Annotated in this window: 11 protein-coding genes; 4 read left to right on the forward strand and 7 right to left on the reverse strand. The window is 49.8% G+C overall.

Annotation, left to right across the window (positions count from 1 at the left end):
• Positions 1 to 29 precede the first annotated feature (29 nt).
• The 4 genes from RTV33_RS13430 to RTV33_RS13445 all read right to left on the reverse strand — a co-directional run bounded on the left by RTV33_RS13430 (position 30) and on the right by RTV33_RS13445 (position 5,393).
• A complete protein-coding gene (locus RTV33_RS13430; protein WP_312645081.1) occupies positions 30 to 1,442 on the reverse strand; it encodes a phosphoglucomutase/phosphomannomutase family protein in 1,413 nt (470 codons plus the stop codon).
• 10 nt (positions 1,443 to 1,452) lie between these two features.
• On the reverse strand, positions 1,453 to 3,849 hold the full coding sequence (locus RTV33_RS13435; protein ID WP_312645082.1) for a GH36-type glycosyl hydrolase domain-containing protein: 2,397 nt from the start codon (positions 3,847 to 3,849) through the stop codon (positions 1,453 to 1,455).
• Positions 3,850 to 4,081: 232 nt separating this feature from the next.
• Positions 4,082 to 4,552 carry a methylated-DNA--[protein]-cysteine S-methyltransferase gene (locus tag RTV33_RS13440; protein WP_312645083.1) on the reverse strand — a complete coding sequence of 157 codons (471 nt, stop codon included), beginning with the start codon at positions 4,550 to 4,552 and terminating at the stop codon, positions 4,082 to 4,084.
• 13 nt (positions 4,553 to 4,565) lie between these two features.
• Positions 4,566 to 5,393: an undecaprenyl-diphosphate phosphatase gene (locus RTV33_RS13445; protein WP_312645084.1), complete on the reverse strand. Its 828-nt coding sequence runs from the start codon at positions 5,391 to 5,393 to the stop codon at positions 4,566 to 4,568.
• 325 nt (positions 5,394 to 5,718) lie between these two features.
• On the opposite strand from RTV33_RS13445, the gene RTV33_RS13450 reads away from it, so the two are divergent.
• Both RTV33_RS13450 and RTV33_RS13455 read left to right on the forward strand, forming a co-directional pair.
• Positions 5,719 to 6,990: a DUF1576 domain-containing protein gene (locus tag RTV33_RS13450; RefSeq protein WP_312645085.1), complete on the forward strand. Its 1,272-nt coding sequence runs from the start codon at positions 5,719 to 5,721 to the stop codon at positions 6,988 to 6,990.
• Entirely contained in the window at positions 6,987 to 7,340 is a 354-nt protein-coding gene (locus RTV33_RS13455; protein ID WP_312645086.1) for a hypothetical protein, read from the forward strand. Before RTV33_RS13450 ends, RTV33_RS13455 begins: the two co-directional genes overlap by 4 nt.
• A 74-nt stretch (positions 7,341 to 7,414) precedes the next feature.
• Here RTV33_RS13455 and RTV33_RS13460 read toward each other — a convergent pair whose 3' ends face one another.
• Positions 7,415 to 8,236, reverse strand: a complete 822-nt coding sequence (locus tag RTV33_RS13460; protein WP_312645087.1) for a histidinol-phosphatase HisJ family protein — start codon at positions 8,234 to 8,236, stop codon at positions 7,415 to 7,417.
• A gap of 172 nt (positions 8,237 to 8,408) precedes the next feature.
• Between RTV33_RS13460 and sdaAB the strand changes: the two genes are divergently transcribed.
• Entirely contained in the window at positions 8,409 to 9,077 is a 669-nt protein-coding gene (sdaAB, locus tag RTV33_RS13465; protein ID WP_312645088.1) for an L-serine ammonia-lyase, iron-sulfur-dependent subunit beta, read from the forward strand.
• Between the two features lie 19 nt (positions 9,078 to 9,096).
• Positions 9,097 to 9,972 (forward strand): L-serine ammonia-lyase, iron-sulfur-dependent, subunit alpha, encoded by an 876-nt coding sequence (sdaAA, locus tag RTV33_RS13470; RefSeq protein ID WP_312645089.1) that lies wholly within the window; start codon positions 9,097 to 9,099, stop codon positions 9,970 to 9,972.
• 51 nt (positions 9,973 to 10,023) lie between these two features.
• Here sdaAA and RTV33_RS13475 read toward each other — a convergent pair whose 3' ends face one another.
• Both RTV33_RS13475 and RTV33_RS13480 read right to left on the reverse strand, forming a co-directional pair.
• Positions 10,024 to 11,529, reverse strand: a complete 1,506-nt coding sequence (locus RTV33_RS13475; protein WP_312645090.1) for an MBL fold metallo-hydrolase — start codon at positions 11,527 to 11,529, stop codon at positions 10,024 to 10,026.
• Positions 11,530 to 11,556: 27 nt separating this feature from the next.
• Positions 11,557 to 12,123: a hydrolase gene (locus RTV33_RS13480; RefSeq protein WP_312645091.1), complete on the reverse strand. Its 567-nt coding sequence runs from the start codon at positions 12,121 to 12,123 to the stop codon at positions 11,557 to 11,559.
• Between the last annotated feature and the right edge of the window lie 156 nt (positions 12,124 to 12,279).

Genomic DNA, 12,279 nt, shown 5'->3' on the forward strand with positions numbered 1-12,279 from the left:
GCGGTTTTTCGGGATATAGGAGATCGTTGTCATAGCTTTAAAAACGTTTGCAAGGTTTGTGCTGTCTGTTCGGCGAGTGTTTCTTGGGGCATTTCGCAGCAGACGCGAAGCAAAGGCTCGGTACCGGAAAAACGGGCGATAATCCATCCACCGTTTTTAAAGTAGATTTTGCAGCCGTCCAGATACGAGACATGCTCGATGGGCAATGTAAACTCCGGCAGCAGCTTATCGGTAAACAGCAATTCGGTAAGCTCATGCTTGCGCTCGGGTGTCATACGGAAGTCGAGCTCCTTGGTGTAAAGAATACCGTAGGTATCGAGAATCTCTTGGTATAGCTCTGACAAGCGCTTGCCTGTAACAGCAATCATCTCAACGAGCAGCGCTGCCGCATAAATTCCGTCTTTGCCTTGAATATGCCCGCGAACCGTAAGCCCGCCCGAGCTTTCGCCGCCAATGACCGCGTTGCTTTCGCGCATTTTAGCGGAAACATGCTTGAACCCCACCGGTACCTCGTAGCATTTCTCGCCAAAGCTTTCGGCAACCTTATCAAGCAGATGTGTGGTGGAATTGTTGCGCACCACAGGGCCGTGCCACCCCTTGTATTTTACCAGATAATAGTAAAGTAAAGTAAGAATGCGATTTGGATGCAGAAAATCACCATGGTCATCAATAACTCCAATTCGGTCGGCATCGCCATCGGTGGCAACACCGAGGTCACAATGGTGGTCAAGCACATAGCTAACAAGGCTCTTCATTGTATCCTCGTTGGGTGCAGGCAGCCTGCCTCCAAAAAGCGTATCGTGGCGCTCATGAATCACCTCAACATCACAGCGGGCTGTGAGCAAAATGGTGCGCAGAGAGGTTTGACTTACGCCATACATTGGGTCAAGCGCAACCTTAAGACGGCGCTGCTTAATCGCCTCGGTGTTGATGGCAGAAAGGATGCTGTCGATATAATTGTTGAACGAATCAATCTCCTCAATCAAGCCGCAGGCAATGCCCTTCTCGTAATCCATAAGGGCTACCGGCTCTCCGCATAGGTCTGCAATGTACATTTCTATCTCAGCAGTAACACGTTCGTCGGCATCTCTTCCGCCTGCGGTAAACACCTTAATGCCATTATAAATGGCGGGATTGTGGCTGGCGGTAATCGCCATGCCGTAATCCATATTCATTTCTTTGACGGTGAACATAATCAGCGGTGTGGGGGCTTCCCGGTCGAGTATCTTACAGCAGATGCCCTCGCCCGCTATCACCTCAGCTGCCCATTTTGCGGCCTCGACCGAAAGAAAACGCCGGTCATAACCGATACAAAATCCATTTTCCGCGCTGCCGGAGTCCTTCATCATCCGTGCAAGGGCGCGGGTAAGCAGCTGAACATTTGCTTTTGTAAAGCCATCTCCAATGATTGCGCGCCAGCCGCCTGTTCCAAATTTAATCATGCTATCGCTCCTATCCCATTATGATTGTTACGTCGTTCTCGCTGCCCTCAGGCTGCTGCGGAACTGCTATACCGTCCAAACACTTACCATTGAGCGATACGGTTTTTACGCCCTTTTCTACCCCATCGGGGTTCTGAACCGTAATGTTGTAGGTAGCTCCGCGCCATTTGCGCACAGCGGTAAAGCCTTCCCAGTCAGCAGGGATGCAGGGGTCGATAATCAGCTGGTTAAAATCAGGGCGGATACCGAGTAAATACCGTGTTGCTGCAAAGTAGCTCCAACCGCCTGAGCCTGTCATAAACGGGTGGCGCGCTCTACCAAATGCGGTATGGTCTTTGCCCATGATAAACTGGCAGTAAGAATATGGCTCGCTTTGGCGAATTTCAATTTTATCATTCTGATTATAAGGACAAAGTGCATCGTAAAATTTCATAGCACGGCTGCCTCTGCCCAGTTTTGCTTCCGCCGCCCATGCCCACGGGTTGGAGTGGCTGAACACGGCGCCGTTTTCTTTTACACCGCGATAAACGCGTGTTACAAACCCAATGTCATCATCGGGGGTTTGATAGGCGGGCGCTACCAGCATTAAACCGTAAGGGGTGTAGAGGTATTCATCCACCGAATCCATGCACTGTTTGCCATGCTCGTTGCCGGCAACACCCGACAGCACCGCCCATGTGTTGCTTTCCAGGTGCACCCTACCTTCAACATCGCTGTGCACGCCAATTTTTCTCCCTTTTGAGGTAATTCCGCGGGCATACCACTTGCCGTCCCACAGCACCTCTTGGCTTACCGTTTTTACGTTTTTGGCAATTGCTCCGTATTTTAAAGCATCGTCTGTCTTCCCAATGTGATCGGCAAGCTCGATAAAATATTCAAGCGCCCAGTAGTGTAAAAAGCTCACCATCGCGCTTTCGCCGCCGCCCAGATTGAGGCAGTCGTTCCAATCGGCACGCAGCCCCTTGCAGATGCCATGCTCACCTACCTGCTCGGTGGAAAAATCAAGGATTTTGGTCATATGCTCATACACAGTACCGCTGCCGCCATCGGCATAGGTGACCACCTCGTCGAGCAGCGAAAACTCGCCGGTCTCTTTGATGTACTCTGCAATCGATGCAATCAGCCACAGTGCGTCGTCCGCGCAGGTATCTTTCAGCCCGTGAACAATTTGATTTTTATCGGGAGTTGGCACCACCGTAGGGGATTTAAAGCTCTGCTTTTTCACCTGTGTATCAAACCATTCCGGTTGGAACAGATGCAGACCATAGCCCTGCGTCACCAAGCCACGCAACAGCTCAATGATACGTTGGCGGCATTTTTGCGGGTTGGAATGCGGTACCGTCATAGCGTCCTGGGCGGTATCGCGGTAGCCCAGCCCTGTTCTGCCCCCTACCTCGATAAATGAGGCAAAGCGTGAGAACATCACGTTGATTTCACTCTGGTACAGCGTCCAGATATTCAGCATGGTGTTCATGCCCTCATTGGGCGTATGTATTTGCAGCTGGCTTAGCTTATCGTCCCAAAACGCTGCAAGCTCGGCAAAGCAGTTGTCCACATAGGTAGCGTCAGAGTATTTTTTGCGCATTGCTTTTCCGTTTTCTTGCCCCTGCTCACCAAGCATAAAGATTAGGCGCGCGTCCTCACCGTCTTGTAAGACAAGCTTTTTGTGCAGCACAGCACAGTGGTTACCGCCAAGCTCGGTGCTGCCGCTGCATTCACCGCGCTCCACCGCCAGCGGGTTGGTTTCGGTGCGGTAACTGCCCAAAAAGGTATCGCGCACACAATCGTAACCATCGGGGGTAAAGTTGGAGGTAAAGAACTGATAGCCATCCTCCTCATAGAACAGGTCGTACTGAATGATTCCATCTTCAAAGGAAGAACCGGAGGCATACAAGCTCATTTGGTGGTTTTTGTTATCCATCTCGATATGATGGAACGAGAATTCACAATAAGAAAAAACACTGAGGCGACGCTCTCTGCCGCTGCTGTTGTGCAGCTTTACGTCCCACAGCTCAACCGGGTCTTCGATGGGGATGAACAGCGTCTGCTCTGCTTTGATGTCGTTATAGTCGCAGAGGTAACGGGAATACGAAAGACCATGGCGGCATTCATAGCGCGCCTGATCAAGCGGCTTGCCCACAGGCTGCCACGAGATGCTCCAGTATTCGCCGGTATCGTCATCACGCAGATACACATAGTGCCCAGGGCGATCCATAGGCACGCCGTTGGGGCGAAAACGAGTAATGCGGTGATATTCGGGCGTTTTATAAAACAGGTACCCCCCCGCGGTATGGTTCAGCACCCCGCACATATCCTTTACGCCGATATAATTCGTCCACGAAACGGGCACATCTACCCGGTCGATTACATATTCTCTGTTTTCATTGTCAAAATAGCCGTATTGCACTGCGCAGCCCTCCTAAATAATTCAAAAGTATGCACACTGGGTTATCTTAACATTATTATAGCTTTATAGGCAGGGCGGGCGGAATAGACAAAGGTGTGAATATTTGAATCTTGTTGTCTGCTTGCCGCGGCGGTGACGTCTATTATCGCCTTCGTAAATGGACAAAGTATTAAAACAGCCGCCGGTCGCGATGACCGGCGGCTGTTTTAATGGCGTAAGCACCATTCTAATTCTAAAGTATCTTTTCAAGGCATAAAAGCTTTTTCTTCAGCTCCAGCCCTCCGCGGTAGCCTACCAGCTTACCGTCTGCCCCCACCACCCTGTGACAGGGGATAAACAGCGGGATCGGGTTTTTATTGTTTGCAAGCCCCACAGCACGGCAGGCTTTTACGTTACCGACTTTAGCCGCAACTTGTTTGTAGCTAGCGGTTTCGCCGTAAGGTATTTCACAAAGGCTTTGCCATACGCACTGCATAAATGGTGTGCCCGTCGGTGAAAGAGGCAGTGAAAACCGGCGCAACTCACCCGTAAGGTAAGCCTGCAGCTGACGATGAGCCTCCTTTAGAACGTCGGTTTCACTGTGCTGCAACTCTTCTCGCTGTGGGATACAATCAGTTTCGAAGTACAGGTTGGTAATGAAACCCTTCTCTTCTACAATTGCAATTTTACCGATTTCGGTGTTATAGTGCCAGATGGCCTTCATATTTTTTCCTCCGTTACTTTGCAAAGAACATAAAGTAGATTGCAACAACTATACCAAGCACAATGCGGTACCAGCCAAATACTTTAAAGTCGTGCTTTTTAATGTAGCCCATTAGGAATTTGATGGCAAGAACCGATACCGCAAAGGCAACCACCATGCCGGTAAGCAAAATTACCCATTCATCGTTCGTAAAGTGGAAGCCAAACTTGAGGAGTTTAATCGCACTTGCACCGAACATAACAGGAATGGAGAGGAAAAAGGAGAATTCCGCAGCAACATAGCGTGAGGTACCCAGCAAAATAGCACCAAGAATGGTTGCCCCCGAACGCGAGGTACCCGGGATAAGCGCCAGCACCTGAAACACACCGATTAAAGCGGCGGTTTTATAGGTAAGCTGCGAAAAATCTTTAACAAGGGGCTTGCGGCCGCGGTTGCGGTTTTCAAGCAGAATAAACAGTACGCCATAAACGATAAGTGTGACAGTGACCGTCTGATAGTTATAAAACAGCTTGTCAATCTCATCATTAAACGGGATACCGATGATGGCGGCGGGAAGAATCGCAACCAATACCTTAAGCCATAGTATCACCGTATCGCGGCGCTCGGCCGGTGTTTTACTCAGTGCAAAAGGGTTCAGCTTGCGAAAGTACAACAATACAACCGCAAGAATAGCACCCAACTGAATCACAACAAGAAACATCTCTTTAAATTCGGGTGTGATACTCAGCTTGATAAACTCATCCGCCAAAATCATATGTCCCGTACTGCTGATGGGCAGCCACTCGGTAACACCCTCAATGATGCCTAGCACCACAACCTTAAGTATCTCAACGAAATCCATGCGATTACTCCTCTTTTTTCGGCAAGTACGCCATAGTTTGCATTGCTGTATGAATGAAGTGACACTGGGGCGCTTCTTTCTTAGCAACGTGCTTTTCCTATTTTATGCAAATTCTTAAAAAAAATGTTGCCCAAAGTCCAAACCATTCTTGCGCGGCAATTTGTTTTTCGATATAATAATACCACGTGCTACCAGATAAGACCACCGAATTCTTTATTTTAAATAATTTTAATTGCAAAGCGACATTGGCTTAAGAGGTCACTCACGTGACAGATACCATGCCTGCTTTTTTGTTTTATACGAAAAAGCGATAGGAAGGACGATAATGTTGAAAGAGTATTTCCATTATGACAGCAACCATCCCAGCAATTTTATTTTTATAACGATGTTGATTTTTGCGCTGATACTGGTCGGCTTTGGGTTACTCTGCGACATCCCGGATAAAATCATAACGGGTATTGGGGATATTATAAAAGCTCAGGCGGGGCTGATTACCGATTCTATCGTCATAGGCGGAATGGGTGCCGCATTTGTTAATGCAGGGCTGGTGATGCTGATCTCAATCGCGCTATTGTGTGCTTGCAAGCTGCCGTTTTCGGGTATCAGCGTTGCCTGCCTGTTTTTGATGTCGGGCTTTGCCCTGTTTGGCAAAGATATTTTCAACATATTCCCCATTCTGCTGGGCGTTTTTTTGTTTTCACGCTATAAAAAAGAGCCGTTCAGCCGCTACGTCTATGTTGCTTTGTTTGGTACCTGCCTCTCCCCCGTTGTCACCGAGATGGCGGTCATCGGAGGAGATCACCCGCTTTTACAGTTGGTTCTAGTCATTGGTGTGGGTACGCTGATTGGGTTTCTGCTACCACCCATCTCGTCCTATGCTCTGCGGCTCCATCAGGGCTATAACCTGTATAATGTCGGCTTTGCGGCGGGGTTAATCGGTATGGTGCTTGCCTCGATCTGCAAATCGTTTGGTTACATATTTGAAGCCCACCTGCAATGGAGCGAGGGCAACAACCTGTTTCTTGGCGGCTTTTTGTTTGTACTGTTTGCTGCTATGGTGCTATTAGGCTGGCTGCTAAACGGGCACAGCTTTGCAAACTTCAAACGAATATTCCGTCATTCGGGGCGCGCTGTGGCAGACTTTATTCTGCTGGACGGATACCCCATTACACTTATTAACATGGGTGTGGTTGGCTTAGCAGGCACACTGTATGTACTGCTGGTGGGCGGCGCGCTCAATGGCCCAACCATCGGCGGCATCTTTACCATCTGCGGTTTTGGTGCGTTTGGCAAGCACCTGCGCAATATTTTGCCGGTAATGGGCGGCGTTGTTGTGAGCTCATTTCTTATGGTATGGGATTTACAAGACTCGAGTGTTTTGCTGGCCGCCCTGTTCTCGACAGCGTTGGCCCCCATTGCAGGCCAGTTCGGCTGGAAGTGGGGCTTTCTTGCAGGCGTGGTGCATGCATCGGTGGTGCTCAATGTAGGCACCCTGCATGGAGGGCTCAATCTCTATAACAACGGGTTCGCTGCAGGTTTGGTATGCATTGTGCTCATACCACTCATCGAGACATTTAGAAAGGAGCCGCAAGCATGAACACAACACGTCAAAAAATAACAAAGATTGTAGATGAGCTGATTACCTTTTTCTTCAATGTCGGCTCGGATGAAGTGAAGATTGATATCAAAAAGTGCTCCGGTGGTTATGAACTCTCGCTGCAAAGCGGGTATCTGCCCTCTGAGCGCAAAACGTTAGAGGATCTCAACCGTTTTTTAAAAACGGTTGAAAAAAATCAGGGTCTGGAAGAATTTTTTTGGGAGCTTGCAGGTGCAAGCAGCCTTGGGCAGAGCTCCGAGCTGCACCTTGTTGGGCAGATGATCGACAGCGCCGAGGTGCTTATAGATGAGCGTATTGTGCGGTTAAAAATTTATAAAAAAGATGATTAGGCTGGAATACCCTACCAATACAACGAGAAACGCCGCATGATTACTTCAATCATACGGCGCTTTCTATAAAGCAATTAATCTGCAATGGAGTAAAAACTGCACTTTCTGTTTTCGTACAGGGCAAGTTTGGTAAAGCCTGCCGCAAGTGCAAGTTCAAGCGCGGCATCAAAGTCAGCGGCGACGTCGGTATCGCGATGGGCGTCTGAGCCGACGGTGAGCACCTCTCCGCCAAGCTGACGGTAAAGCTTTAAGATATCAAGCGCGGGTAAAGTTTCACCAAGCCCCTGGCGCAAACCTGAGGTGTTGATTTCAAGCCCCTTGCCACGTTCCACCAAACGCTTCAAAATGGCGGTCAGCTCCTCAGGGTATTTCATTAGGCTCACCTGCTGCCCTTGGCGTGTAGCATAACGCTTAATAAGGTCAATGTGGCCCATACAATCGAAATCACCAATATCCGCAAGTTCATAGAGCAGTTCTAAGTTTTTGCGGGCAATGCTGTCGTTGGTTCTTTCAGAATAATGCTTAAAGGCCAAATCCACCGCATACAGCTTATGAATAGAGCCCAGCACGTAATCAAAATGATATTTCTCCAAAATCCGTTTTGCATTTTCGCGGTTGCAATCGGGCTGCCCCAATTCAATGCCGCGGCGGACAATCAGCCTACCATCAAACTTTTCGCGGCAATGCTCCCACTCGACAAAGTAACGGTCGAGGTAAGCGTCATCAAACATCAGCGGCTCTTTGCCCTGATAATCGGGTGCGTAGATCTCAACATGGTCGGTTACCGCAATCTCGGTAAGCCCACGCTCGATTGCCGCAAGGCACATCTTTTCCATCGGTATACGTGCATCCGGCGAAATACTGTGCATATGATAATCTGCTATGATCCTTTTCATCCTTTATCAAGTCCTTTTATGGAAATTAAACGTTTTATACGCTTCTTTTGGTAAATGATACATTATATCCTTATTATATATTGACATACTACCCATTACAAGTGGTATGATAGCTCTGAACACATAGTTCAGCAACAGCTACAAATTCACTGCATTTGAGGAGCCTTATTCTATGAAAGAAATCAGCATATTTGATGTGATTGGGCCGAATATGATCGGGCCATCCAGTTCGCACACCGCCGGTGCGCTGCGTATTTCGCTGTTGGCGGGCAAGCTGGTGAAGGAACGCATTGTAAAAGCCGAGTTTACCCTGTACGGCTCGTTTGCGAAAACCTATAGGGGGCATGGCACCGACCGCGCCTTGGTTGCGGGCATTTTGGGCTTTGGCACCGAGGATGCGCGCATTAAGGAGTCGTTCTGTATGGCGGACGAAGCCGGTTTGCAGTACCACTTTGAAGTGAACGAAACCGAAAAAGACCTACACCCCAACACCGTCGATATCGCTATCACCGCGCAAAGCGGCACAGTCACCACAGTACGCGGCGTTTCTACCGGCGGCGGCAACTGCAAAATCGAACGCATCAACGGCGTAAACGTTAGTTTGTCGGGCAACTACAACACCCTGCTCATCCGCCAGCTGGACAAGCCCGGCGTTGTAGCCTACATCACCAAAATCCTCAGCGAATATCAAATCAACATTGCGTTTATGCGGATGTACCGTGAAAATAAGGGGGAAACCGCCTACACCATTATTGAGGTAGACGGCGACATCCCTGAAGGTACGGCCGAAAAAATTGAGAGCAACCAGCACATTGAAAGCGCACTGCTGATTCACATTTAGTGCTGTGGGAGGAACAACAATGGATTTTTCAAGCGGAGCAGCTCTGCTCTCCATGTGTGAGCAGAACTACTGTACCATATCGCAGGCAATGCTGCTGCGTGAAACCGAGCATATGGGCGGTTCACGCGAGGATGTTCTGGAGAAGCTGAGCGCCTCTTATGAAATTATGAAGCAGGCGGTGCACAAATCGCTCACCGAGCAACTCATCTCCATGGGTGGGCTGATTGGCGGCGAGGCACAAAAGTTGCAGACACGCCGCTTGCGTACTGCGCCCGTGTGCGGGCAAACCACTGCAAAAGCAATTGCCTATGCAATGGGTGTATTGGAGGTAAACGCCTCGATGGGGCTGATTGTGGCAGCGCCGACAGCGGGCTCTTCGGGTGTGATACCGGGTGTGTTCCTCGCCGTACAAGAGGAATTTGGTTTTACCGACGAGCAGATGGTGGATGCCCTGCTGAACACCGGCGCGGTAGGCTACCTGTTTACACGCAACGCAACCATTGCAGGTGCAGAGGGCGGCTGCCAGGCAGAAGTTGGCACTGCAAGTGCTATGGCAGCGAGCGCAGTGACCCAGCTGATGGGCGGCAGCCCCGAGCAATGCCTTTCGGCGGCGGCAATGGCAATCAGCAACCTGTTGGGGTTGGTGTGCGACCCTGTTGCGGGGCTGGTGGAATCTCCCTGCCAAACACGCAACGCCATCGGCGCCTCAAACGCGCTTATCTCAGCGGAGATTTCGCTGAGCGGCATACGTAACCTTATTCCGTTCGACGAGATGGTGGAGGCGATGTACCGTGTGGGCAGGAGCCTGCCATTTGAGCTGCGTGAAACTGCACTGGGCGGCTGTGCGGGTACGCCTACCGGCTGCACACTTTGCAAAAGGATATTGGGAACTTGAGAAAAAGGCTGAGATGAAATCATCTCAGCCTTTTGTTTTGCTCCAAAATAACTATTCCGCTGTGACAAGCTTTCCTTCTCGCAGGCGGGAATGAGGCCCATGCCCACCCAGAATTAAGCAGGAGCTGCCGGTTTGTTGTTCGGTCTGCTCAATCAGCGAAATGACTTGGCGGCGCATTGCTGTAGCGCGCTTAGAATCCACATTTACACTGGTCATCAGGTAAGGTGCAAGCGAGTTGAACTCGGCACGTTCAAATGAGAAACCGCTGATATTCACCAAATTATCACCGGTAAAAATAAGACTGTGTGCACGGCACAAAAAAATCATTTCGCCATAGAGGTGCCCGCCGCTGCCCTCAAACACCTCAAAATCGAGGTCGCCCACGGTAAAGGCTCCTATCTTTAACAGGTCTTCATGTTCTTCGGGGGTGGTTTCATCATCAATTAGATAAAAACGATCTTGCTCGGGCGGCTGGTAGCTTGTAATAATGCGGCTCAGCTTGCTGTAGCCCATACAAAACGATTTACGCTCGCGAAAATCGGGCTGGTTTAGCCACTGCAAACGCAGGCTTTCGGCACTTTTACGGTTGAGCCACAGCTCGGCATCGGTGATGACGTTGAGCAGCCCACAATGGTCTACATCAGCATGCGTAATAAAAATGCGCTTTTTCCGCTGCGCCCAATCGGGGAACAGGCGGCGCAGCAGTGCAAGCATTTCACGCGCATACACTGCAAATCCGGTATCAATGAGCACCAGTTCGTCCTGCGTTTCCAGCACGTAGGTGTTGCTACCGCAGGGTGGCTCTATGGTATGCAGCGTTACCTGTGCGCTCACCTGCCGGCTGTTTACATCGGGCTGAAACTGTTCGCCCTCATAGCGTTTTATAAACGCGGCAAAGCGGTGGATATAATCAAACACCTTTTGGGGGTTTTCGCCCCTATCTTGCAGCAGCTGTAAAATACGATTCGCCTCCGAAATAAATTCCATCGTGCGCTCTGCGCTGAGGTAAAACATTTTTTGCATGTCGTTGGCAAGACGAATGTAAAAGATGGTGTTGTCAAGGCTTGCCTCGGACGCATCGTATTCCAGAATATCGATGGGGCAGTGCTCACTGATGTCGTCGAGCAGCAGCTTTACTACCTTCGGATTTTCAATCAGCAGCCCCATGCGGAAGTTTTGGTACGGGGTACCGTTGGGGCTGGAGTTAATGTAGCTGATGTTGATGTCGTAGCGGTCGAGAATTTTTAAAACAGGGTAAAGTGCACCCGGCTCGTCCGGTATTTTCAGCTCTACCATCATCACCTGTGTTTCGGCAAGGCAGTTACCAAGGTAGCCGATGGCCTGCAGCTGCTGCGAAATTGCATCCAAGCTGCGGGTACTGCCCTGTACATCAATAAACATGGTGTGCAGGTCGACCGCCTTATTGTAGCTGACCCGCATGATATTGCCGCCGTTTTGCAAAATAATTCTGTTTGCCAGCAGGAACGCACCTGCTTTGTCCGGTACGTTGGTGACAAAGGTTCTTACAGGGATACCCACGCTTGTATCGTCATTCACAGCTGCGCCCCCTTCCAAGTTGCTATCTTAAATTTCCATGGTATCCATCAGGCTTCTCATTGCCAAAATGGTGCGGCTGATTAGGTCATCCAGCTCCCAACCAAGCATCTCTGCGCCATTGCTGATGACCTCGCGCGAGCAGCCTGCTGCAAAGGCGGAGGTCTTAAACTTTTTCTTCACCGATTTCAGCTCGAGGTCGCTTACACTTTTAGAGGGGCGCATCAGCGAAACGGCACCGATCAGCCCTGTAAGCTCATCGGTTGCGTACAGAATTTTCTCCATCACATGCTCCGGGCGGATATCCACACAGAGGCCGTAGCCATGGCTTGCCGTAGCACGGATGATGCGCTCGTCAATGTTGAGCTCTTTCATCAGCTCCTGCGATTTTACACAGTGCTGCTCGGGGAACTGCTCAAAATCGAGGTCGTGCAGCAGGCCTACCACACGCCAGAACTCCTCATTTTCGGGGTCGTATTCCTTTGCAAACCACCCCATTACGCCCGAGACGATTGCCGCATGCTTTAAGTGGAAATCATCTTGATTATACCGCTGCAAAATCTCCTGCGCCTGCTCCATAGTTGGCACATAACTCATCGTTCTCTCTCCATTCTATTCAAAAATTACATAGGTACAGTATAGCATATTTTGTCGTAAAGTAAACAAAGAGCCTGTACGACAGTGGCTGTCGCACAGGCTCTTGCAGATGAAATATTAAATGGTAACAGGGGTTTTATCGAATGAGAAATAGAC

This window comes from Hydrogenoanaerobacterium sp. (assembly GCF_032017025.1).
Taxonomy (GTDB): Bacteria; Bacillota; Clostridia; order Oscillospirales; family Ruminococcaceae; genus Hydrogenoanaerobacterium.